Genomic DNA, 22,976 nt, shown 5'->3' on the forward strand with positions numbered 1-22,976 from the left:
ATAGGGTGAGTCCTTATTACGTTAAGGCAAAAAGCCTGAAAAGAAGGGTATTTCCTTAATCTTGAAAAAAGCGAGAAAATGTGAAATAGTTACGGGAATGTTCGGAGTGAAGGAAGAGTTGACAGTTTTATAAAAAGGAGCCACCTAAAGGAGGCTCCGGACACTAATTATTTATTCTTGTTTGGCTCGGTTTCATCATAAAAATCATGGGCTTCTTCAATGTTCTGAAGGTCAGCAGCTGCATAAACATTCCCGCCGGCCAGTCCTTCATTGATGTAACGGTCGATGTCTAAGAAAGCAGAGTTCTTGCCTTCATATTCGGTATCCTTCAAAAATGTGAATTCTTCTTTATCCAAAAGAAATCCCTCCTAACCTTTTTTTATAGTGTAGGCAAAAGAGGGCTTTTTATTCTGAGTAAGTCCTCATGAATGAAATGAGGAGTTTAGCACTAACTTATTCATATACATGATAGACCATTAAGTCATGTATGATGCTTTTGAGCTTAGCTTCGTCTGTTTCTGAAGGGGGATTGGCAGTCCATTCGATGGACCCGTCTTTATGGTATAAGGCTTGGACGGCCTGCTTGTTAAAGTAAAAGGAAATTTTCCATCCTGGTAAATTTTTATGTAATGGTGTCCATTGAAAATGAGTAATCATATGTATAACCTCCATATAAGCTGTCTCTCATTTCATTATAATGGAAAACGGCAGATGGAGGTTATTTTCTTGTTCGATTTAATAATGTTAATTCAATAAACAGGTTTTTCAAATGCAAGAGTCGGCTTGCTTCAATTTCTTCTTCATCAAATTGCATGGGTTTAGAGTTTACTTCGTAAATGAAGAGTGATCCTGTTGAATCTTCGCCAATATCAATGGAGAATTCCCCGAGAAAGCCGAATTTCTTCGATAGAATCAGACCGCATTTTTGAGCAATGTACGCCAACTTCCGGTTTAAATTCCTCGATTGCAAGTTTTTGTAAGGGAAAATTTTCCCGCCTCTTGGAGTATGGGTTGTGATTTCCTGGGTTTGTGACATCCGTACAGCCTTACCAGTAATTTTATAGAACCCATTTTCATAATGAACGAGAACTCGGTAATCATAACGATGTCCATTCAATTTCTTTGGTATAACCGCTCGTTGGGCGAGATAGGCTCTTCTCATCAGTAGCATTTTTTTATGCTCCCAAAATGAGGAGAAATTTGGGAAGGATTCACTATGTTTTAGGCTATTAAACTGAAGAGTTTCATCAGGATTCTCGATTAGTGTGTAAATACCTTTCCCTTGGCTTCCTTTGGATGGTTTTAGGTAAATATGTCTGTGGGATTTTAAAAAAGCCCTCAGTCCATCGCAATCACTTAGGATAATTGTTGATGGAAGATGGTTGGTGAGGGAGCCATCTTCCATCAATGCTTCATACATCATATATTTATCTAAAAAACAAGGATTGAAAAGGTTCATACCATGATCTTGAAAGTAGTTGATAAGCTGTTGAAAATCCTCTGATGCCTCGAAGCCCCTTGAGGGAATTCGGTTATAAACTATATCGGGAAGCGGCATCTTAACCTCGATCCATTTGTTTGAAATGGAGGAAAAAAGGAAGCCCTTTACTGGGATGGAATGAAAGGTCTCAACCGTAAATACAAACACTAATATCCCATGTTCCAACAAATATAGTGATAAATCCTGAAAAAGGGTCAAGTTTCCCCCTATTCCTGATTCCTTTTTGGGATTTAAAGAAGTTAATATTCCGACGACGAGCATCCGGCTACCTGGAAAAATAGAAATAGGAATAAGTGTTTGATTATTTTGATTCTGTTTATAGTGTATTTCCTCTTTTTCCGCTCCGGCGAATAGTTGCATGCTTTCTTGGTCGTGGTACCAGCTTTCAGTTGGAATATCGTAAAAAATATTCATCTCTGCACACCGACAGCATTTGTAATGGTTTGTTCCGTAAGATAAATAGCATAATCAAGGCTGAGCTTTCTTGTTAGCAGCTCGAACTCTTTGAGTTTTGGATGGGAAAAGATTGAACGTCCTGGTTTAGAATTGGCTTCAAACATCCAAACTTGCCCTTTTTTATCTAATCCAAAATCAAAACCGATTTCTGCAATGATGCCATCTAAGTGCTCTTCAATACTTTCACTTAATATTAGGGCGGCTTCCGATAGCTTTCGTTCGACTTCTTTAGCCTCATCATCATCACCATATAGCTCGGCAATCGTCTTGATGACGCCTCCGCTTTTAATGTGGGTAGTAACGCTTCCAGCGCCGGCTATTTTTGCGGCGATAGCAGTTACCTGCCAAATTCCCTTGCTATCCTTGTTCGTATGAACTCGGAAATCTACAGGTCGTTTAGAAGAACGAATTAATGGTATGCCCTGCTGCACAATGAGATTTTCAAGCGGTCGATTATGAAAGATGTGTTTTACAATGGATTCTAAAGTAGAAAACTTTTGCAATTTATTTTCCTGAGCGTCATTTTTATAACGACAATAGTAGACATTTTCATGTTTATCATAAAGAATTTGGTGAATTCCAAGCCCAAGGCTGCCATGAATAGGCTTTATATAAACTTGTCGGTAATGAGAAAGCAGGGTTTCTACGACGGACAGAGATTGAAAAGGATACGTTTCCGGTAAAAAAGGAAGTGCCCGCTCATCCGCACATAACCGTTCATTTATATCCCATTTATTAAAAAAACCTGGATTGTACCAAGGAATTGTATACTCTTTTTGGAATTTCTGTTTCACTTCCTTAGGGCCATCCCGGTTTTCCGTCAAACGGTTAGGGAGCCGGTCATAGATGACATTTGGAAAAGGAAATTCGTTAATATTCCAGTCATCGTTCTCATAGACATAGCCCTTGATTGTTTCTTTTTCCCAATTGATTACATTTTCACCGAAAACGAAAGGGATACAGCCTGTTGTTTGGCTCAGAGAAAGGAGTTTTGAAAAAAAATCTGAACGTTCCCCGAGCGGTTTGTTTGATATGCCTGTAAAACCTGATGAAAATATCCCGACGACTGGCCCAATATGAATGCTCTTACCGTATATAAATAGATGAAGAGGCATATCGACCTGAGTAAATATTAAAGATTCCGCGAGACTTTCTGACAGGACGATTGTTTGCTTGATTGCAGGATTTTGTTTGACAATGGCAGGACATGAATGCTGGCCAAAATATATTAATTCAATCTCTGCCAAATCTCCAAGCTCTGATGGATAGAAGAGAACGTTGCCGGGAGTATCGGCAATCTCGGCAGGATAAGTCTTTCTCACTCTCTACTCACCTGCTTTCTGAAGATGATCGGCTAAAAATTGGCTATATTGGAACGGTGCGCGATGGATATCCTTCATCGATTCAGGTTGAAGTGTTTGGATGATTTTCCTACCTGGTTTTGAATTAATATCCATTATCCATATTTGCCCTTTTTTATCAATACCTAGGTCGATTCCAAGCTCAAATAGCCTTTCAAAAACGGCTTCGGTTTCGGCAGGTAGGGTACGGAGGATATGCTGGATTTTTTGTTCGGCGGCAATTGGAATAGATTCAGGATTTTTTTTGATGAAAGCCTCGAGTGAAATAGCTTCCCCACCAGTGGCTAAATTGGAGGTGATTCCATCTTGTTGTCCCAGGCGAATGCCTCGGCCGCGTTCCATCCACTGATTTTTTTCGTTTTTTTGAAGTAAAATTCGTAAATCGAACGGTTCCTTTTTCTGGTTGCAAAGTTCTAAATAAGGCTGACAAAGGTAACTATATCGATTTAATAAATGCTGCAGCCATTTGTTCAGTTGAGATTTAGAGTCAAATTGACGGTCGTATTTGGTGCCCTTTTTTGTCATGGACACCAATGTGCCGCCTTCGGTTTTTGTGAGAAGATAGATTCCCGTACCACCTGCTCCAAACTCTGGTTTAATAATAATTTTATCCAGACGTTCCAAATGCCCGCTGATTTCTTCAGGTGTGGTAACTTGAACGGTTTCTGGAAAAAATGCCTCTAGCAGGGGATGTTTTTTTAAAGTTTGATAAACTTCCCACTTTCCTGGAAGGCCAAGGCCAAGGAAACTTGAGTTAACTTTTAACCAATTGATTTTATCGCGCATTTCCGTCGAAACACGAGATAAGCCATGGAAACAGCGGTCATATACAAAATCAGGGAGATCAAATGTTTCAGAGCGCCATGTTTCCTTTTCGGCATCAAAACGTTCTCCTCGAACTTTCTTCACATCGATATCAATATTCTCGGGTGTGAATTTACATACATTCATATTAAATGATTTAGCTGCTTTTGCTATTTCAGTAAAATAATGATTTTCATGTGTATCTGACGTTGCCATTAATCCTATTAACACGTGCCAGCAACTCCTTTTATGGATGGTTTTCACGGTCAAGAGTAAGCATAAATTCTACAATGGACTTTACTGATGGACGAAAGGTTTCATAGTTGCCCTGAAATTTTTTCGAAGGTTTCGAGTTCACTTCAATAATCCAAGGGTGTGTGTCAACATCAAGTGCTAAATCGATTCCGAGCTCCCCGAATAAATCATCATGATTTTCTGCCAAAGTATGGGCAGTTTTTTTAGCAAGTCTTATAAGCCTTTGGTGCAAACGTCCGGCTTCCTGGGGGTCAAATACTTCCTTTAAAAAGTCTGAGCCGTTTTTCATCATACCGCCCTGTGCAAGATTGGAAACGATATTACCTGGATCTCCTATCCGGGCAACCATGGAGGTAACTTTCCATTGAAACTGCTCGTTTTGATGAAGAAGGATTCGGAAATCAACTTTTCTCTGATCGATTTCAAACAAGGAAATCCCCTTTTGAAGGATGTAGGCTTGTTTTCTGCAGAATTTTTTCAAGGCGTTATACAACTTTTCATTCGTATCCGCAATATGCACATTTTGTATATGACCGGTTTGCTCGATTTTCCATTTTCCATCTACTTGTGTTAACCTGCAAATATTCCTTCCTTGACTGCCGGAAGAAGGCTTTAAATAGATAACAGAATGGTTCTCTAAAAATGTAAAGAAGGCTTCCTTCTCGTTAAAAAGTATGGTATCAGGCAGATTTGAAAGCAGTTCATTTTCTAAGAGAAGAAGCTCATGTACATCGAACTTAGAAAGAAACCTCCCATTAAACATCGGGATTGAATATGATTTTAGTTCATTTGTAAACAGATCGAAGGTTGGCGATTCTTCCATTCTGCGCGAATGAATCCGATTATAAAACACATTAGGGATAGGTAGAGTAAGGGTTTGCCACCCATTTTGCCCTGGCCAATATCCTTCCACTACGCCTTCTTTTAGAGACTGTATTCCTACTAAAAAGAAGGAGAAGCCTTGTTGATGACAGTAGGATTTCATCTCCTGATAAAATTTTTCCATCTCCCCAAATGTCCCATCTTTCAAGGGAAGTTGATTGATGAGTGCAGCAAAGAACGGCCCTATATTTATTGATCTATCCTCCGCATGGAAGGTAACGGAAATGGGGTCTGAAAAAGCAGGCAGGGATAAAATTTGGTTTGTATCAAATGAAAGCTTTATTGTTGGCTGGGATGAAGGGAATGGTTGGACGAGTACAGGAACGGAACGGCATCCCGCCATAAGCGTAAGGGGTTCCCCATATTGAAGATCCCACGCCTCGAATAATTTTTCTTCGATGAACAGTAGTGCCTTCTTTCTAGTGATTGCAGGATTTACCGTAATGAATATTTTTTGAAATTTAAGATTCATTATAATTCCCCGTTTGCACTAAGTTTGATATCCTTTTATAATTAAATGATGGGCAAAAGTGGATAACACATTCTATGTTTTTCCAATTAGAACGTGTCATTAAGCCTTTATTTCAAGCAACAAAAGGAGAAATCCTCATGGATGAGTTTTGGGTAAAAATACTGTTTATGGTTGTTGTAGGTGCTGTAATTGGAGGGTTCACTAATTTATTGGCTATCCGGATGCTGTTTAGACCTTATAAACCAATCTATATTTTCGGGAAACAGCTACCATTGACACCAGGTTTAATTCCTAAGCGGCAAGATGAGTTAGCCAGTCAGTTAGGTAAATTGGTCGTTGAACATTTAATCACACCTGAAAGCATTCAAAGTAAGGTTATCAATGATGCCTCTATACAGAATATGAAAATTTTCGTTCAGGCAGAAGTAAAGAAAGCGTTGTCCATTGAAAAAAGTACAGCTCAATTACTTGAACAATTGGGAATGAAGAATTCTTCCTTCTCGTTAGAACAGCAATTACAGACTTTAGTTCTTGGTAAATACGAAACATGGTTGGGCGAAAATAGCGGCAAGAGCTTACAGGACATCGTCCCATTGCACATTCAGCAAAAAGCAGTGGAGTCGATCCCGGATATTTCTCGATTCATCTTAACAAAAGGAAAAGAATATTTTAACAGTGTAGAAGGAAAGGGTCGCCTTGAAGACATGTTGGATGATTTTTTCAAGGAACGGGGTAAATTGATCAATTTAATTCAGATGTTTATCGGGAATGAAAAGTTAATTGATAAAATTCAGCCGGAGATCATTAAATTTTTTGAACAATCACGAACTATTGATATATTGTCAGTGATGATGGTAAAAGAGTGGGAAAACCTCGAGAAATGGGATGTTATGAAAGTAGAAGGCTTGATTGGGAAAGAAACGATAAGACAGTTTATTACCGAAAAAACGACAGAAATGATACCAGTTGCTACTATCATGGAAAAACCAGTTCGTGAGTTGACTGCCAATTTCTCTGATACGATTGTGGAAAAAGGGGTCCCAATTCTTGTGGAAAAAGGTGCCGACTATTTAATTAATCACTTTCAGCCGCTGTTCCAAAAGCTTCATTTGGATGATATTGTGGAAGAACAGGTGGCCTCATTTTCCGTTTCGCGACTTGAGGAAATGGTCGTTTCCATCACTAAGAAGGAATTGTCAATGATCACATACCTTGGAGCATTGCTTGGAGGAATCATCGGTTTATTCCAAGGTTTTGTAACTGTTTTATTAGGATGACGTGTAATTATCAAAGGGATTTGTTATAGTGGTAAAGGTGTAGGAATACAATGATTACTGGGAGGGGAAAACCATGAGTAACGTATACGATGCAGCATATGAAATGGAAAAGGCAATTCGAGCAAGTAATGAATATGCAGACTTGCAACGCTTATATGAAATCGTCAATTCGGATGAAGCAACAAAAGGAATGTTTGAAAACTTTCGAAATTTGCAGATGTCTTTGCAACAAAAGCAAATGATGGGGCAGGAGATCGCTCCGGAAGAGGTGGAGCAAGCACAAAAAACAGTACAGCTTGTTCAACAAAACCCAACCATCTCAAAATTGATGGAAGCGGAACAAAGGATGAGCATGGTCATTGCTGACCTTAATAAAATTATCATGAAGCCGCTTGAAGATTTATATGGTCTGCCTGAACAACAGTAGTAAGCTGTTGAAAACTCCCTGCCTTTATGGTAGGGAGTTTTTTTGTCGGAAAAGTTAGTGCAAATCGAGTGTAAGGTACTCTGAACTTCTATTTGTTCTACTCTTCAAATTTTAGTCATAAATTTGAAAGAGGATATTATAGATGGGGGAGATCAACATGGTATATCGTCTACTTGCGATTAATATTGACGGAACATTGCTCCAGTCGAATGGCCGTTTAAATAAATCAACTAAAGAAGCAATTGATTATGTGCACCAAAAAGGTGTCCATGTTGCGCTTGTGACGTCAAGAAACTATCACTCTGCAAAAAAAGCGGCCAAAGCCCTAAAAATAAATCCGATGATCGTTGCTCAGCAGGGAGCTTTTGTTGGAGCATCAATTGAGAAGCCTATATTGGTGAAAAGAATTTCAGAAGAATTGACTGTGGAGCTCGTTCAAATGCTTGAAAAAACTACCTGCCAAATTCTACTCATTCATGAAAAATACTCGCTTGGCAATCGAGTCAACCTTCCAGAGAATTTGCTCGGTAAAACAGTTATGTATTTGAATGATCAAAATATATATGCTCAAAATTATGTGGATGATATCAGTGAAGAGCTAATTGACAAGCCAATGGCTCCGACAAAAATAGATATCATTTTTTCGGAGCAAAGTGACCAAACAGATATGCTCAAACTGATAAAGGATATGTTCCCGGAGGTTGATGTTATCTTACATCCAGGATACAAGCTGACGGTTGTTCCAAAGGGTGTATCAAAGTGGAGTGGTGTATTATATTTAGCAGATCATTTAAAGGTAAAAAGAAGTGAAATTGTCTCGATTGGAGACGGGTTAGATGATATGGAGATGATTGCTGGATCTGGTCTGGGTGTTGCCATGGGCAACGCAGATCAGGAAGTTAAGAAAGTCGCGAAATGGGTGACCCGGTCTAATGATGAACACGGTGTTGCCTATATGTTAAGAGAATTTTTCCGTAAACAACATCCGATTGAGTTTTTGCAGAAGATGAATATGCTCAAATGAATAAGGAGACTCCTTCGATCACGAAGGAGTCCTATTTTGTTATGTCGCTGGCAATGTGATTTTATATAATAATTCTAAGCACCTTTCCATAAACTAAAGAAAATCTGTAAAGGAAAGGAAGAATTCAATGGGTATTATCAATGCGAAAGAAGTACAAGTCGGTGACGAGGTATTTGTAATTTATAATAACCCCCATGTTCCAACTGTTTCGAATGTAAGGGCAGCTGAAATTGTCCCTCATCCAAAAGATCCTAATGCAGTTGCTTTGTTTCTGAACGATACATTTCATACAATTGAAGATGATGATGCTTTATTTTCTTCAGAAGCCGCTGCTGAAAAAGCCTATAACGATTATATGGACAACCAGATGATGTAAAGTTGAAATGGGGGTCTTTGATTATCAAAGTTTAATGTGTATTAATGAAAAAAGCCTCACGCTTTGAAAAGCGGGGGCTATTATTTTTGGGCTGCGTTAATCACTCGTAACATCGCGTGAATTTGGCCCATATGGTACGTTTCGTGGAAAAGTGCAAGATTGACCATTTCGCTATAAGTTGTAAAACCTTTGAATGGTTTCTCCAGTTTTTCATTCAAGCGTTCTTCAGGAATGGCCAGAAGGCGATCAAGCTGTTCTTTAAATTGCTGAATTAAAACACTAAATGATGGAACAGCGTCTGTCCAGTCGGCCGGACTTGTACCTTGTGCAAAGAAATTAACATAATTGTCTGGCAAGTTCCCTGCTTGCGGATGATCAAGCAAGAATTTTTCTGTTACGAACAACGTATGGCCGAGATGCCAGTGAATGGTGTTGTTGAATCCTACTGGCTGAATGCTTGCCAGTTCAGGAGTAACACAATCAATAGCTCTTTCGAAAAATTTCCCTCTAATTAGTGAGAATCGTTTCTGTAATGGATTCATGCTAGTTCCCCCTTTTTTTGCTCCTGTGAATGATATGTAATTATATAAAAACGTCCTTCTAATTATATCAAGGTTGTTCCTTGTTAAGTAAATCGAGATTTATTTAACAAGGAATTTCTGCCACTCCGGTTTTTATCGAAAAATCGGAATGGCAGCTTGTGGTTTATTTGTTAGGATTGGATGAGAAGTTTCATCGCATGAATTTGTCCAATGTGACTTGCCTCGTGTAGGACTACGAAGTTAATAAACTCTCCTACTGTTTCCATTTCTCTGAACGGTTGTGCTACTTTTTCGTTCAAGCTTTCTTCCGGAATTTCAAGAAGCCGGCCAAGTTGTTCTTGTAACTGCTGCTTTAAAACTTCAACAGAAGGAATATCGCTTGTCCAGTCAGCTGGTTTTGAACCGTATCCAAATAGTTGTCCGTAATTAGCAGGCAAGTTGCTGTTATTTGGGGAGTCCAATAAAAATTTTTCCGCTGCGGATAGGACATGTCCAAGATGCCAATGGATTGTATTATTGAACCCTTTCGGCTGCACATCCATAAGCTCTGGACTTAATCCCTCGATTTCTTTTAGTAAATTTTCGCGCATAACTTTAAGTTGATTTTTCACATAACTCATTTTTTTATTCCCCTCTCACTACTTTTTTAGTAAAATAGTTCCTCATGAAATTATATCAAGGTTGTTTGGATATTATCAAATTTTAGGTAAGCACTTTCAAAACGAGAGGTGTATATTAATTTACAAATAATTTCATTTTTACACTTGAAATTATCAGAAAATTTAATATAATTAGATATATGTTATATTATATAACGTAATCGTGTTAGATAATGACTAAGGTTGTGTATTGTATCTTTAATAGACTCTTATTATAAGGTGTTTTATGTTTTTGATTGGCAGAAGGAGAGAGGGCATGCGCTTAACAGCTAGGGAGCAAGAAAAAGCTACCTATTTGAAATCGATGTTTGTTGGGATTGTCCACGGACTTGCCGGAAGTGCAGCTATGGTTCTTCTTACGATGAGTACTATAGATTCAGTATGGCAGGGTGCCATTTACATTATTATATTTGGAGTTGGTACATGTGTGGACATGCTTCTATTTACAACGATTTTAAGCATCCCCTTTGTCACAAGTACTTCTTCTATAAAAGTGAACCACTCACTCATTCGGTTGACAGGCGTGGTCAGCGCGGTATTCGGGATCTATTATATGTACAACCTGGGTGTAAATGATGAGTTATTTACGGTTTGGTTTGGGTGAACAACGTCTATTATTTACATGGGACATTAGAGTCAGAAACTCTCAAGGTAAAAGCTTGGGAGTTCTTTGCTTTAAGAAAAGATGGTTCTGCACTCTTTTGTCGCCATTTAAATACACATTCCTATTACTCTTCTGGTAGACTAGTATAATGAAAATATTGGATATTAGTCTATTCATGTAAGGGGGATGACAATTAATGAAATGGAGACTATTTTTATTTGCACTTTTCATAGTATCTTTAGCGTTAACTGTAGGATGTTCAAATAAACAAGAACATATTTCGATTCAAAAGCGTGAGGGTAAAATCTACAAATTTGAAGCTTATAAAGAAAGTATAGAAATTGAAAAGACTATAAAAACAAAAGAAATATTAAAAAATATTAACTGGGAAAATTCCAAAATGGAGAAAGATCGTCCTAAAGCGGATTATATCTTTTATTTTAATGATGAAAAGAATGAGGATAAAATAGTCGTTTACTATGTTTGGGTTATTTCTGGTGAAAATATATTGAAATTGACGAAAGGTAAACATAGCAAGTATGTACAATTAAATAAAGCGGATTCTGAAATTGTATTAAACTTGATACAATAAAAGAACAGATGGAATAAGATCTTTTTTGGTAAGATTAGGGGGGGAGTATGAAAAATAATCAACCGGTATTAAAGATACCAAAAACGGTTTATGAAAAACTAATTGATATTTTTTCACTTATTATAATAGTGCTCAACCTGATTTATTTGATTAATGAGTGGAGTACTTTACCTGATCAGGTTCCGATTCATTTTAATGCTAAAGGAGAAGCAGATGGTTGGGGAGGGAGAGCTGTTATTTGGTTTCTTCCGATCGTAAGTATTTTTTTATGGTCAATATTGACGACTTTAGAGAGAGTGCCGTATATCTTTAATTTCCCGGTAAAAGTAACGGAACAAAATGCGGAACGTCTATACAAAAATGCTCAGGCGATGAGTGTGATTTTGAAGGCGGAAATTATTGTTTTTTTACTTTATACCAGCTGGAAATCTGTTCAAGTTTCTGTAGGTAGGGAAGTTGGGCTTGGTATTTTAGAATTGCCTATTTTCCTAGTTGTCCTTTTGGGCTCGATCGCTTTCTTTAGGGTGCGCTCATTTCTGAAAGTAAAATAAACCGAACTTCATTATAGCAAGTTCGGTTTAAATCTTTCTTGATTATGAGCAGTTTCTTTCTCTAAGCAAGTTCAGTTTTCTTATTCGTTGTTCGCAACAGAGGCATGGTGCAGCAACGGAAAGAGCCTCCGGACTTGATGATCTCGCTTATATCGACTTCAATGACGCTATATCCGCGTTCACGAAGCTTGTGATTTACTTTTTTATTGCATGGAAGACTAAACACTTTTCTTTTTCCAATAGAGAGCACGTTTGTTCCTAATGTGAATTGCTCCTCTTTAGTCACTTCAATTATGTCATAACGTGATTCTAATAAGGCTAACTCTTTTTTTGTAAGGGCTTCTGGGAAGATAAGGGCCTCCGTTGGTGAGATAACATTGAATACACAGTCCAAGTGAAGGAATTTTTCAATGAAAGGAATTGGAATGATATCGTATTCTGATAATAAGGTTTGAAGATTCTTGATTGATTTTTTATCTGTTCTATCACTGACCCCGATATAAATGGTCTTTCCATCAATTATGACATCCCCGCCCTCTATTCTATTCCTACATAAGTTAAAGAATGGGACATCATTTTTTTCGAGCCAGGTTTTCAAAATAAGTTCTTCACCTTGCCGGATATCTGTAGCCATCTCGGCGACATACACGGTATTGCCAAGAGTGAATCCGATATCTCTCGTAAAGACCTGTTCTGGATATGCAGATTGGGGTGGTAGATTTATGACTTCAATTCCTTCATGTTCAAGCGACTTTACAAAATTGGTATGCTGCTCCATAGCAAGTACACGATCAATGTTCTCATCTTTAAACTCTTTTTGTGTTTCGTTGATGATCTCACGAATCTCCATATATTTTGGTTCACATACAATTACCCGTAAAAGCTTTGAATATTCGCTCGCGCAGTAAGCCTCTAGTTCTTCGTTTATCTTGTTTACCATAGATGAGCTCCCTCTAAATATCATTGTATCTTTACTATTACCTCTTTTTTCTGGAAAGAAACATAAAAAAAGTCATTTTTTAATATAGTCTTTTGTATTAATCATTGTTGATTTTCACAAAACTTTTGTGGAAGCTTTCTCATACAGACAAATCTTAAAAAATTTACATAAAGCATTTACTTTTGTTAAAAGTTTTACAATCTATTTTTAAAGTCTGTTGTATGTAGTTTAAAAATTGATAACTCCGTAAAATATTTTTTTTCAGAAAGAGAATCTCAGATAATCCCTAAAAAGAAAAACTACAATATTTATTTAAGGTTAAAAAGTCAATTAACTATTCTTTCCCTTTAATGACTTCTACCTTAAAGCTTTAATACCGCTAGGTTACCTCCAGGTACATGAATTTAGATGCTATATAGAATAATGTTTGGTTTGCAACAAACCGTAAAAATAGGTATTTTTTTCTAAGGCCATCTCATAGTACTGAATATCCATTTTTAAGACGATGGATATTAAGAAATTCCAAATCTTTGACGGCGATTTTCTTTTTTAGGTCCCTCTAGAGTTATGGGTTGTAAGAACGGAATAAGACAGACAAAGGATCAAGTTTAAGGTCCTTTTTTTTGTTTGATCAATAATGTAAACCAGAGTCATAAAATAAAATGTAAAACCGCACCTAGGGAAAAAGGATTATTTTTTTTCTGGTCGAATATATAAGTGAAAGCGTTTTCTAGAGAAGGGGGAGATTGTTATGATGGATACTCCATTGATTATGACGCAAATCATTGAGAGAGCTGAAAAATATTTTCCAAAAAAAGAGGTAGTTTCGCGTACGGACGGTGGAATTCACACTTTTACATATGCAAAAATTGCTGAGCGTACAAGAAGGCTAGCGAGTAACCTTGAAAAATTCGGTATCAAGACAGGTGACCGGATCGGAACACTTGCATGGAATCATCATCGGCACTTGGAAGCATATTTTGCGATTCCTTGTCATGGGGCTGTCCTACATACTATTAATATGCGTCTGTCTCCTCAGCATGTTTCTTATATCGTCAATAGTGCGGAAGATCGATTATTGCTAATAGATCCTGATGTCATTCCAATGTTGGAAACGATTAAAGATGAGTTAACAACGGTAGAAGGCTACATCATTATGACTGATAATGATGAACTGCCTGAAACGACACTATCACCTGTTTACCATTATGAAAAGTTATTGGCTGAAGGGAATCCTAAGCAGCCATTCATTCAGGATTTAAATGAAAATGCACCTGCCGGCATGTGTTATACATCCGCCACGACAGGAAATCCAAAGGGTGTGGTTTATTCACATCGCGGAATTTTGTTGCATGCGATTGCGCTGGGCCTTGCTGATTCTACAGCAATAAGCGAACGGGATGTGGCTTTGCCAGTCGTTCCAATGTTTCACGTTAATGCATGGGGCATGCCATTTGCGAGTGTTTGGTTTGGCACAAAGATGGTTTTACCGGGACCAAACTTTACCCCGAAAATTTTGGCAGAGCTTATAGAAACGGAAAAGGTCACAATCGCTGCAGGAGTTCCGACGATTTGGCTTGGGTTGTTGAAGGAGCTTGAAGAAGGTAGCCATGATACAAGCAGTATTCGCGCTGTTTTATGCGGAGGGTCGGCGGCTCCAAAAAGCATGATTAAAACTTTTGAGCAAAAGTACAGTATTCCATTCCTGCATGCTTATGGTATGACGGAAACAAGCCCGCTCGTATTTGTTTCCAAACCAAAAAGCTATCAGGAAGACTTACCTGAGGATGAACTTTATGAGTTGAAGGCCAAGCAGGGGCTTGTCTCGCCGATGATCGAAATTAAAGTTGTCGGGCAGGATGGTGAAGTGAAAGCGGATGGAAAAGAAATGGGAGAATTACTTATAAGGGGTCCATGGATAGCGGATGAGTATTTTAAAGATGAGCGATCAGAGGGGACGTTTAAAGATGGCTGGCTTTATACCGGAGATGTTGTCACGATAGATGAGGAAGGCTTTGTGAAAATTGTTGATCGGACGAAGGACTTAATCAAAAGCGGTGGAGAGTGGATTTCTTCTGTAGATATAGAGAATACATTAATGGCTCATGAGGGTATCTTTGAGGCGGCAGTCATTGCAGTGCCTCATGAAAAATGGCAGGAACGCCCAATTGCTTGTGTTGTCTTGAAGGATGCATATAAAGAGCAGGTATCACAAGAAGACATAATAGAATTTTTAAAACCGCAGTTTGCTAAGTGGTGGTTACCGGATGAAGTAGTCTTTTTGGATGATATTCCAAAAACGGGTGTAGGGAAGTTCTTGAAAAGGGCGTTGCGTGATCAGCTTCAGGATAAATATATTAAGAAATAAAAGGTAAAATTGAATAAATATAACTTTTTTCTATTACGATAGTAGAGTGAGCCTATATAATAAATTTATAGAATGAAAGAGGAGGAAATAGATTGAGTAATGAAACATCATCAAATTCAGGAACGGTTTTAGTCACATATTCGGAACGAACAGCAACTGTTGCTATGAATCGTCCAGAGGCTATGAATGCATTAAATCCGCAAATGCTAAATGATTTTATTTTTGCTCTAAAAGAAGTAAGTGAGAATGAGGACGTGGACGTCGTCATTTTAAAAGGCAATGGAAACGCTTTTTCAGCAGGCGGAGATATTAAAATGATGCTCGCACCTGATAAAGAAGAAGGTTTTAATGACCTGATGGATGGAATTAGTGAATTAGTAACAACCTTATATTTCATGCCTAAATTGACAATCAGTGCCATTCACGGAGCAGCAGCAGGTCTTGGTTTGAGTATTGCGCTTGCAACTGACCATCTTATTGCTGACTCAGAAAGTAAGGTTGCCATGAACTTTATCGGCATTGGATTAATTCCTGATGGGGGTGGACATTTCTTCCTTGAGCGACGTCTTGGTGAAGTGGGGGCGAAAGAATTAATCTGGGAAGGTAGAGTGCTAACAGCGCTGGAGGCTAAAGAAAAAGGCCTCATTCACGAAATAGCAGATGGAACTTTAGAGCAGGCCGTAGAGAGAAAAGTACAAGGATGGCTGAAAAGTCCTGTTCAAGCGATGATCAAGACGAAAAAGATTCTAAGTGAAAAAAATCGTCCATTATTAATAAAGATGCTTGAAATTGAAAAAGCTGCCCAATTTAAAATGCGCCAAACAGCGGATCACCAAGAAGGAATAAAAGCTTTCGTTGAAAAAAGAAGACCAAATTTTATCGGAAAATGAAACGGAAAAGGCAGTCACGATATTGTGACTGCCTTTTTATATAATCAGAAAGAAGATGTATAAAACTTAGTCGACATCTAAATGATCACGCTTCCATTTTTCCAATCAACGATGAAAAAGTAATAACGCGCCTGCGGGTGATGTACAGCGATGTGTTTGATCTTGATAGTTTTTTTCATTTAATAGATTTTGACCTAATTCTTTTGCATGTTCATCATTCTCAGCCGTAAATGATTCATCCAAGAGTTTTTCCCCTGACGGTTTAAATACGGTTAATTTGTATATTCTGCTCATTTTCAAAACTCCCTTTTCAAATAATAGACTGTTTTTTCGTAATATTTAAACGGTTATTGAAAATTTTATCATTATCTGTCAATTTTGACTATTATTATGTAAGGAAAATATATTTAGTAATCATTATTAATTTATAGAATATCAATAGATTCCGTTTTCATTCAGGCCGCTTTTGAAAAATCCGACTTCATTTTATCAGAAACGACGCCTGACTGTGCATAGCCGCATCAAAAACGAGCAGACTTTCAATATTAAGTGGGGAATTTATAAGAAACAGGATACATCCTTAGTGATTGAAAAGAATTATATAGAACAAGATTTAAAAGAAATAAAAGCTGGTAAATAATGAGAAAGCATACTCTATAGCCTACAGGGTTCTATGAGTATGCTTTTTATTTTTGGACAGAATGAAAATTAAACCTATTTATTTAAGCGGAATTCTTTCCTTAAAACAAAAAATCATAAATGATATAATAATGAAGAAGTCAGAGGAATTTAGAATGTGTATAAGCCGAAAGGAGACTTTTTTGAATGACAGTAAAAATCGTAAATAATATTACGGAATTGATAGGAGATACACCAGTTGTTAGAATTAATCATTTAACAGCGGAGGGTGACGCGGAAGTATATGTGAAACTTGAATATTTTAATCCGAGTCGCAGCGTAAAAGATCGGGCTGCCTTTAACTTAATTAGGCAGGCTGAACTGGATGGAATTATTCAATCTGGAGCAACAATCATTGAACCCACCTCTGGAAATACAGGTATCGGACTTGCAATGAATGCTGCAGCAAAAGGCTATCGGGCTATTATGGTCATGCCGGATAATATGTCAAAAGAAAGAATTAACATATTAAAAGCATACGGAGCGGAGGTTGTCCTCACTCCTGCGTCAGAAAGGATGCCAGGAGCAATTCGTAAAGCCGAAGAACTTGCTGCAGAGATTCCGAATAGCTTTATTCCTCAGCAATTTGAAAACAAAGCCAATCCTGATATCCACCGAGTAACGACAGCGGTCGAGATCTTAGAGCAGATGGACCGCAAGTTGGACGTGTTTGTCGCAACTGCTGGAACAGGTGGAACGATTACAGGAACGGGTGAAGCGTTAAAAGAACAACTTCCTGATTTAAGAGTCGTCGTTGTCGAGCCTAAAGGTTCTCCTGTTCTTTCAGGAGGGAAGCCAGGTCCCCATAAGCTGGTAGGTACAAGCCCTGGTTTTGTACCAAGCATTTTAAATACTGAAGTACTTGATGAAATTGTGCAAGCGGCAGATGAAGATGCGATTTCGACGATGAAGGATATGGCTGCGAAGGAAGGTATATTAATCGGGCCTTCAAGCGGTGCCTCTGTCTGGGCTGCCCTTCAGGAAGCTCGTCGTCTTGGAACTGGAAAACGTGTCCTTTGCATTGCACCGGATAATGGTGAACGTTACTTAAGTATGGATATTTTTAAATAAATAGTAGAGACCGAATGCTGTGCACGAAACAAAGTGTCTGCCATTCGGTCTTTTTTCTCCTAAAATTGTCGATACTGGTTATCCCGATCCATTACTACAACGGCAGTACTGTAATTCAGATGAGAAAGTATGTTCTGTTTATGTTAAAATAAAAGTAAATTGATGTTAGGAACCGAGGTGATTTCAGTGAGCAGTGTGAAGTTCATTCATGCGGCCGATCTACATTTGGATAGTCCTTTTTCCGGATTGAAGGATATGCCGCCATCTTTATTAAGGGAAATAAGAGAAAGTCCTTTTAAGGCCTTTCAAAAAATGATTAATGAGGCAATTTTCCATCAGGTTGACTTTATTGTGTTATCGGGTGATTTATTTGATGGGGAAAATCGAAGTCTTCGGACACAGGTCCGCTTTCGAAGCGAAATGGAAAAACTTCAGCAACACCAGATTCTAGCCTTTATCATTCATGGAAATCATGATCATCTCAGCGGATCATGGGTCACGGTTGAGCTTCCTGGAAACGTTCACGTTTTTTCGGGGCAAACCGAAGTGAAATTGTTTCAAAAAAGCGATGGAACGTCTGTCCACCTTTATGGATTTAGTTATCCACGGCGTCATGTAACAGAGCGAATGATCGAAACATACATAAAAGCTGAAGGGGCAGATTACCATATCGGTCTGCTTCATGGCAATTTAGAAGGAAATTCTGAGCATAGCCCATATGCTCCTTTTTCGCTAAAGGAACTTTGTGCCAAAGAGTTTGATTACTGGGCATTAGGCCATATTCATAAGCATCAGGTGGTATCAGAAAACCCGCTTGTGATTTACCCAGGTAATATTCAAGGTAGAAATCGTAAGGAGTCTGGCGTAAAAGGCTGCCAACTAGTCGAACTGGACGGTGACACTAAGCGACATTCCTTTATCGAAACCTCCGGGGTGATATGGGAAAGTGAAACAATAAAAATTTCTGCAGATTCAAATTTTGATGCTCTGTATAAGGTATGCAAGGATGTTCTTGAGAAAAAGCGCTTTGATGGTAGATGCTATCTTTTAGAGATAAAGGTAGATATTGTAGGTTCAGTAAACTATTATGGTGAAATTTTTGAAGAATTGACCAGGATTTTACAGGATGAGGAGCAAGGTGAGTCGTTTGTTTGGCTGTATAGAATCAAAATCATTCAGTCTATATCCGTGGTAAGTTCGAGAGAAAAAATAACACCGTTTGTGGCTGAAATATCAATGCTTGCTTCTGAATTTGAGGATATTGAGACTGCCCTGGCACCGCTTTATAAGCAGCCAGGAGCAAGAAGATTCCTTGATTCCTTAGAGATAGAAGAGCAGCAGGAGCTTTTAGATGAAGCAGAAAGATGGCTTTTGCAGGTTTTTGAATCAAAAGGATATTTATAAAAAGGAGGAAAATGGTTTGATAATTAAAGACCTCCATGTTTATGGTTATGGCAAACTGGAAAATCGATGTTTTCCAGAAATGAAACAGCTGCAAATCTTCTTTGGAGAAAATGAATCGGGCAAATCCACAATCATGTCTTTCATTCATAGTATTCTTTTTGGATTTCCAACAAAAGTTCAAAATGAACCGCGTTACGAGCCTAAAATGCATGCCAAATATGGCGGAAGACTCACTCTCATCACAAAAAAGGACGGGGAAATCTTTATTGAACGGGTGAAGGGAAAAGCCACCGGTGATGTGAAAGTGACGTTCGAAAACGGGAGGGTTGGAGGCGAGCAAGAACTGAATGATATTCTCCATGGAGTTGATAAAAACTATTACCAAGCCATTTTTTCTTTCGACCTTCAGGGTCTGCAGGGATTACATACACTCAGTGAAGGAACCATGAGTAAATATTTGCTTTCAGCCGGGCTGATTGGGAACGATAAACTTCTCGAGGCAGAAACGAAGCTGCAAAAAGAGTTGGATCTCAGGTTCAAGCCATCAGGTCATAAACCTCTACTAAATGTCAGATTAAAAGAACTCAGAGAAGTGCAAAAAAAGGTGAAAGCGGCAGAAGATGAACAAAAGTCATATACGGCTTTACTGCTGGAAGAAACAAAACTTACAGGTGAACTTTCTGAAATCACGGACCAGATCCAAGAGATAGAGGAAAGCCATGTTAACTCGAGTACTTTTTTACGAATTAAACCGTTGCTTGAGGAACGGGAAGAAATTGAATCAAGACACAGTAAGATTAAGGATGTCAGTTTTCCTGTTGATGGTTTAAAAAGGTTTGAACAGTTACAAGCAGTTGGAATGCCAATTAATGCCCAACTAGCCGCCTTGACTGAGAAGGTAGAGCAACTTGAACGAAATCTAGTACAAATCGAGATCAACCCGTTTATCAAGGATCATAAAGAGCGGATCGAACATGCAATCGACCAAGGGTCATTGTTAGATAAGCTTGAGTTGGACATGCGCAAAGCGGAACATGAAAGGCTGATGGAAGAAAAGAATATTGAAAAGGTAAAGCAGGAATTATTCTGGGATGTTTCTGATGAAGAAATCAGGAAACTCGATATCAGTACATTCAATAAGGAAAAGGTAAAAAAAGCAGAGAGGGAGAAGCATCGTCTGCAAAATGATAAAAAACAGCTCGATGAAAAATATGGATTGCAAAAAGGGAATCTAGAAACGACGGAAACACGCTTGAAGGAGATAAAGCAACAGCTATTGACTGAAGAAAAAAGAAACAAGCTGGAGTCTTTATATAACAAGCAGAATAGTACCGGTTCTGAAGAAGCTAAAATCCTGTTTCTTGATGAGCAAATTTTGGAGCTTGAAAAACAATTGAAATTACAGAAGAAGAAGGAGGAGAATAATCGCAAACGTTCGCTGCTCATAAATGGCAGTTTAATAGGACTTTTATGTTTGGGTGCAATAGGAAGTTTTTTCAGTGACCAGATATTAGTAGGAAGTATACTTCTGACAGCGGCCGTTTTATTTGCAGTTTCTAGGTCTTTATTCAAGGGAGATGATATATTGTCCGGGTTTACCCGTCAACTTGATGAAGCGAAAAGGAAAAGGGCTGTATTTGAGAGTGAGGCAAAAACAAACAGAGAGATTGAAGGAGAGTCGATGGGGCAACTGCTGGAACAAGATTACCGTCTTCAAAGGCAGCTCGAAAATGAACGGTTTAAATATGAAGAGCGAGAGGAAGCCTTCGAAACGACTATCCAGGAATACGCCGCCTGGGAAGCAAGCAGGGACCGACTAAATAAAGAGGTGAACACCATCATTAATGGCTGGGGGATGACTTATTCCGGAGTGGAAATCAATCTTGAATCCGTATTTGAATTGCTTGAGAAGTGGAAGGAAGCCGTTGAAAGGAAACATGAAAAAATCAGACAATATCAATTTTTACATTCAGAGTTTGAAGGTAAATCGGAGGCTTTATTTCAATTTGCTCTAGGGATTGGTCTGGAGCCCTCTACTTGGAGGGACGCAATCAGCCTTTTGAAACGAGAAATAAACAATACGATGGAAAAAAACGTTCAACTTACACAATGGATGCAGGAACTGAGCCGTTTAACGAATGAAATAGAGCGGCTGTCGATAGAAAAAGACTATCTTGATGTGGAAAAGGAACAGCTTTTTGCCATAGCGCGCGTTAACGGTGAGGAAGAGTTTCGTCAAAACGCGGTCTTGTCTGAGGAGAAAGTCATGTTGCAAAAACAATATGATTTGCTAACCATTCAAATAGGGCAATCCCGAATGCAGTCTGAACTGATTCAAACTCTCTATAAACAGGGAATCAGCACATATACTCTTGAAAAATTGGAACAAAAGCGAGCGGATTTAGTAAAGGAAAAATCACTTTTATTGGAGAAGCGGTCCGATACGAAGCAAAGAATCAAACAGCTTGAGGCTTCAGGTATTTATGACGATTTACTTCATCATTTTTATGAAGAAAAAGCGGCTTTTAACGAGGAAGCGAAGGAATGGGCAAAATTTGCCATAGCCAAAAGCTTATTAAATAAAACCTTAGACAGATATAAACGGGAACGTCTCCCGAAGGTCATCGCTGAAGCAGAACAACATTTTTCCTTTTTAACAAATGGGCGCTATAGGAAGATAAACCTTGATCAGTCAGGTGATGGACTTTGGGTAGAGCGCAGTGATGGCTTGAGTTTCAGTGCTGAGGAGGTCAGCCGTGGAACAGCAGAGCAAATTTATGTTTCCTTAAGGCTCGCGCTTGCTGATCATACTTTTGAGGATGATTCATTTCCACTCATCATTGATGATAGTTTTGTTAATTTTGACGGGGTAAGGACAAAACGGATGTTTGAATTATTGAAAAAGGTGTCGGAAAAGCGGCAAATTTTCTTTTTTACATGTCACCAACATGTATTGGAACATTTCACAGAAAATCAAGTAATTCGGCTATCTAAGCAAGTTTTGCATCAAAATGAGAATGATATAATTATTTCTGAAATATAATGAAATTTAAATTACTAATAAAGAGAGTGAAGGCATTGAAGGAATGAGTTTGTTAACCATCATGATTCTTCTCTACAGTTAATCATCGAAAAGGAGTTTCCTGATAAACGGTGTGTTGGGGGGAAGTATTCTGCCGAAGAACATACAATCACTTTATATAATAGAGATATCGAAATTCAGTGTGAACGTGTCCTAGGCTCGCTTGAAAGACTTGAGGAGTATACCTGGATTATCTTCACCCATGAGCTGGGTCACGCGTTAGATCCGAATCTTGGTATGCTGAGTGAGGAGTTATCCTGTACGAAAAATCCAGATATCCTTTATCAAATAGAAGTCAATGCATGTAATATTGCCGAGGAACTAATTCCTTTTATCGATCAGGATTTGTTCTTCCTAATTAGAAATGAATCATTGGTTTATTGCACAAATCGCCTGCTTGTTAGTTAAAAAAACCTCTCCCAATATAGGAGAGGTTTCAGTTTGTAGACAAAAGGGGTTCGGAATTATAAAATTCCGAACCCCTTTTGAAATTCCCTTTGAATTTTGGTCCAAGGTTAAGATATTGGGGCTCTACGAGCCCACTCTGTTAGGCCATTTTTGGACCTTGCCATGTCCAATTGGCCATCTTCTTTAAATTAATGGCAGCGAAAGTAAGCATCGCTTGCATCGACAATTTTTTAAGTCCCCTTAAAGTAGTCCAACGCATACCATGCTTTTCTTTTGCATCTGCGAATACACGCTCAATCGTTTCTTTACGTTTCGCATATATAGGTTTTACATCTTGATGAGTACGCAGATG

23 protein-coding genes are annotated in these 22,976 nt (G+C 38.4%); 12 read left to right on the plus strand and 11 right to left on the minus strand.

Annotation, left to right across the window (positions count from 1 at the left end; translation table 11 throughout):
- Positions 1–167: 167 nt before the first annotated feature.
- The 6 genes from AKG34_RS04035 to AKG34_RS04060 all read right to left on the minus strand — a co-directional run bounded on the left by AKG34_RS04035 (position 168) and on the right by AKG34_RS04060 (position 5,731).
- On the minus strand, positions 168–356 hold the full coding sequence (locus AKG34_RS04035; RefSeq protein WP_053344891.1) for a hypothetical protein: 189 nt from the start codon (positions 354–356) through the stop codon (positions 168–170).
- A 97-nt stretch (positions 357–453) separates the two neighbouring features.
- Positions 454–657: a YheE family protein gene (locus AKG34_RS04040; protein ID WP_053344892.1), complete on the minus strand. Its 204-nt coding sequence runs from the start codon at positions 655–657 to the stop codon at positions 454–456.
- Positions 658–718: 61 nt separating this feature from the next.
- The gene (locus AKG34_RS04045) at positions 719–1,915 is read right to left on the minus strand and encodes a YheC/YheD family endospore coat-associated protein (RefSeq protein WP_053344893.1); all 1,197 of its coding nucleotides are present in this window, start codon (positions 1,913–1,915) and stop codon (positions 719–721) included.
- Positions 1,912–3,279, minus strand: a complete 1,368-nt coding sequence (locus AKG34_RS04050; protein ID WP_053344894.1) for a YheC/YheD family endospore coat-associated protein — start codon at positions 3,277–3,279, stop codon at positions 1,912–1,914. Before AKG34_RS04050 ends, AKG34_RS04045 begins: the two co-directional genes overlap by 4 nt.
- A 3-nt stretch (positions 3,280–3,282) precedes the next feature.
- Positions 3,283–4,353 (minus strand): YheC/YheD family endospore coat-associated protein, encoded by a 1,071-nt coding sequence (locus tag AKG34_RS04055; protein WP_053344895.1) that lies wholly within the window; start codon positions 4,351–4,353, stop codon positions 3,283–3,285.
- Between the two features lie 16 nt (positions 4,354–4,369).
- Positions 4,370–5,731 carry a YheC/YheD family endospore coat-associated protein gene (locus AKG34_RS04060; RefSeq protein ID WP_053344896.1) on the minus strand — a complete coding sequence of 454 codons (1,362 nt, stop codon included), beginning with the start codon at positions 5,729–5,731 and terminating at the stop codon, positions 4,370–4,372.
- 137 nt (positions 5,732–5,868) lie between these two features.
- Here AKG34_RS04060 and AKG34_RS04065 point away from each other — a divergent pair, with 137 nt between their 5' ends.
- From AKG34_RS04065 to AKG34_RS04080, 4 genes are all read left to right on the plus strand, one after another.
- Positions 5,869–7,008 (plus strand): DUF445 domain-containing protein, encoded by a 1,140-nt coding sequence (locus AKG34_RS04065; RefSeq protein ID WP_161804897.1) that lies wholly within the window; start codon positions 5,869–5,871, stop codon positions 7,006–7,008.
- A 73-nt stretch (positions 7,009–7,081) separates the two neighbouring features.
- On the plus strand, positions 7,082–7,435 hold the full coding sequence (locus AKG34_RS04070; RefSeq protein WP_053344898.1) for a YlbF/YmcA family competence regulator: 354 nt from the start codon (positions 7,082–7,084) through the stop codon (positions 7,433–7,435).
- 157 nt (positions 7,436–7,592) lie between these two features.
- Entirely contained in the window at positions 7,593–8,459 is an 867-nt protein-coding gene (locus AKG34_RS04075) for a Cof-type HAD-IIB family hydrolase (protein WP_053347983.1), read from the plus strand.
- 127 nt (positions 8,460–8,586) lie between these two features.
- Positions 8,587–8,835, plus strand: a complete 249-nt coding sequence (locus AKG34_RS04080) for a transcriptional regulator SplA domain-containing protein (RefSeq protein ID WP_053344899.1) — start codon at positions 8,587–8,589, stop codon at positions 8,833–8,835.
- Between the two features lie 80 nt (positions 8,836–8,915).
- Here the strand turns inward: AKG34_RS04080 and AKG34_RS04085 are convergent, their stop codons facing one another.
- Together AKG34_RS04085 and AKG34_RS04090 are read right to left on the minus strand one after the other, a co-directional pair.
- Entirely contained in the window at positions 8,916–9,377 is a 462-nt protein-coding gene (locus AKG34_RS04085) for a DinB family protein (protein WP_053344900.1), read from the minus strand.
- 170 nt (positions 9,378–9,547) lie between these two features.
- The gene (locus tag AKG34_RS04090) at positions 9,548–9,997 is read right to left on the minus strand and encodes a DinB family protein (protein ID WP_053344901.1); all 450 of its coding nucleotides are present in this window, start codon (positions 9,995–9,997) and stop codon (positions 9,548–9,550) included.
- Positions 9,998–10,292: 295 nt separating this feature from the next.
- Between AKG34_RS04090 and AKG34_RS04095 the strand changes: the two genes are divergently transcribed.
- The 3 genes from AKG34_RS04095 (at position 10,293) to AKG34_RS04105 (ending at position 11,783) form a co-directional block, all read left to right on the plus strand.
- Positions 10,293–10,640 (plus strand): urease accessory protein UreH domain-containing protein, encoded by a 348-nt coding sequence (locus AKG34_RS04095; protein WP_053344902.1) that lies wholly within the window; start codon positions 10,293–10,295, stop codon positions 10,638–10,640.
- Positions 10,641–10,836: 196 nt separating this feature from the next.
- Positions 10,837–11,232 (plus strand): hypothetical protein, encoded by a 396-nt coding sequence (locus tag AKG34_RS04100; protein WP_053344903.1) that lies wholly within the window; start codon positions 10,837–10,839, stop codon positions 11,230–11,232.
- A gap of 47 nt (positions 11,233–11,279) precedes the next feature.
- Complete coding sequence (locus tag AKG34_RS04105; protein ID WP_053344904.1) at positions 11,280–11,783, plus strand: DUF1648 domain-containing protein; 504 nt, start codon at positions 11,280–11,282, stop codon at positions 11,781–11,783.
- Positions 11,784–11,844: 61 nt separating this feature from the next.
- On the opposite strand, the gene AKG34_RS04110 is transcribed toward AKG34_RS04105, so the two are convergent.
- Positions 11,845–12,723: a dimethylarginine dimethylaminohydrolase family protein gene (locus AKG34_RS04110; RefSeq protein ID WP_180319920.1), complete on the minus strand. Its 879-nt coding sequence runs from the start codon at positions 12,721–12,723 to the stop codon at positions 11,845–11,847.
- A 751-nt stretch (positions 12,724–13,474) separates the two neighbouring features.
- On the opposite strand from AKG34_RS04110, the gene AKG34_RS04115 reads away from it, so the two are divergent.
- Together AKG34_RS04115 and AKG34_RS04120 are read left to right on the plus strand one after the other, a co-directional pair.
- Entirely contained in the window at positions 13,475–15,091 is a 1,617-nt protein-coding gene (locus AKG34_RS04115; RefSeq protein WP_053344905.1) for a long-chain fatty acid--CoA ligase, read from the plus strand.
- Positions 15,092–15,183: 92 nt separating this feature from the next.
- Positions 15,184–15,981, plus strand: coding sequence for an enoyl-CoA hydratase (locus AKG34_RS04120; RefSeq protein WP_053344906.1), 798 nt, complete (start codon positions 15,184–15,186; stop codon positions 15,979–15,981).
- Between the two features lie 105 nt (positions 15,982–16,086).
- Here AKG34_RS04120 and AKG34_RS04125 read toward each other — a convergent pair whose 3' ends face one another.
- Positions 16,087–16,275, minus strand: a complete 189-nt coding sequence (locus AKG34_RS04125; protein WP_053344907.1) for a YhzD family protein — start codon at positions 16,273–16,275, stop codon at positions 16,087–16,089.
- Between the two features lie 531 nt (positions 16,276–16,806).
- Here AKG34_RS04125 and cysK point away from each other — a divergent pair.
- The 3 genes from cysK to AKG34_RS04140 all read left to right on the plus strand — a co-directional run bounded on the left by cysK (position 16,807) and on the right by AKG34_RS04140 (position 22,177).
- Complete coding sequence (cysK, locus tag AKG34_RS04130) at positions 16,807–17,730, plus strand: cysteine synthase A (protein ID WP_053344908.1); 924 nt, start codon at positions 16,807–16,809, stop codon at positions 17,728–17,730.
- 186 nt (positions 17,731–17,916) lie between these two features.
- Entirely contained in the window at positions 17,917–19,134 is a 1,218-nt protein-coding gene (locus AKG34_RS04135) for a metallophosphoesterase family protein (RefSeq protein ID WP_161804898.1), read from the plus strand.
- Positions 19,082–22,177, plus strand: coding sequence for an ATP-binding protein (locus AKG34_RS04140; RefSeq protein WP_053344910.1), 3,096 nt, complete (start codon positions 19,082–19,084; stop codon positions 22,175–22,177). The genes AKG34_RS04135 and AKG34_RS04140 overlap by 53 nt, the downstream gene beginning before the upstream one ends.
- A 586-nt stretch (positions 22,178–22,763) precedes the next feature.
- Here the strand turns inward: AKG34_RS04140 and AKG34_RS04145 are convergent.
- On the minus strand, positions 22,764–22,976 hold a 213-nt coding region (locus AKG34_RS04145), incomplete at its 5' end, for a transposase (protein WP_180320455.1).

It is taken from the genome of Peribacillus butanolivorans, assembly GCF_001273755.1.
GTDB lineage: Bacteria > Bacillota > Bacilli > Bacillales > DSM-1321 > Peribacillus > Peribacillus butanolivorans.

Bases quoted from the DNA above. Each gene is read 5' to 3' on its own strand.
- AKG34_RS04090 (WP_053344901.1), bottom strand. From the start codon at position 9,997: ATGAGTTATGTGAAAAATCAACTTAAAGTTATGCGCGAAAATTTACTA.
- AKG34_RS04100 (WP_053344903.1), top strand. From the start codon at position 10,837: ATGAAATGGAGACTATTTTTATTTGCACTTTTCATAGTATCTTTAGCG.
- AKG34_RS04075 (WP_053347983.1), top strand. From the start codon at position 7,593: ATGGTATATCGTCTACTTGCGATTAATATTGACGGAACATTGCTCCAG.
- AKG34_RS04110 (WP_180319920.1), bottom strand. From the start codon at position 12,723: ATGGTAAACAAGATAAACGAAGAACTAGAGGCTTACTGCGCGAGCGAA.
- AKG34_RS04095 (WP_053344902.1), top strand. From the start codon at position 10,293: ATGCGCTTAACAGCTAGGGAGCAAGAAAAAGCTACCTATTTGAAATCG.
- AKG34_RS04105 (WP_053344904.1), top strand. From the start codon at position 11,280: ATGAAAAATAATCAACCGGTATTAAAGATACCAAAAACGGTTTATGAA.
- AKG34_RS04115 (WP_053344905.1), top strand. From the start codon at position 13,475: ATGATGGATACTCCATTGATTATGACGCAAATCATTGAGAGAGCTGAA.
- AKG34_RS04070 (WP_053344898.1), top strand. From the start codon at position 7,082: ATGAGTAACGTATACGATGCAGCATATGAAATGGAAAAGGCAATTCGA.
- AKG34_RS04140 (WP_053344910.1), top strand. From the start codon at position 19,082: ATGAAGCAGAAAGATGGCTTTTGCAGGTTTTTGAATCAAAAGGATATT.
- AKG34_RS04125 (WP_053344907.1), bottom strand. From the start codon at position 16,275: ATGAGCAGAATATACAAATTAACCGTATTTAAACCGTCAGGGGAAAAA.
- AKG34_RS04045 (WP_053344893.1), bottom strand. From the start codon at position 1,915: ATGAATATTTTTTACGATATTCCAACTGAAAGCTGGTACCACGACCAA.
- AKG34_RS04085 (WP_053344900.1), bottom strand. From the start codon at position 9,377: ATGAATCCATTACAGAAACGATTCTCACTAATTAGAGGGAAATTTTTC.
- AKG34_RS04080 (WP_053344899.1), top strand. From the start codon at position 8,587: ATGGGTATTATCAATGCGAAAGAAGTACAAGTCGGTGACGAGGTATTT.
- cysK (WP_053344908.1), top strand. From the start codon at position 16,807: ATGACAGTAAAAATCGTAAATAATATTACGGAATTGATAGGAGATACA.
- AKG34_RS04060 (WP_053344896.1), bottom strand. From the start codon at position 5,731: ATGAATCTTAAATTTCAAAAAATATTCATTACGGTAAATCCTGCAATC.
- AKG34_RS04065 (WP_161804897.1), top strand. From the start codon at position 5,869: ATGGATGAGTTTTGGGTAAAAATACTGTTTATGGTTGTTGTAGGTGCT.
- AKG34_RS04040 (WP_053344892.1), bottom strand. From the start codon at position 657: ATGATTACTCATTTTCAATGGACACCATTACATAAAAATTTACCAGGA.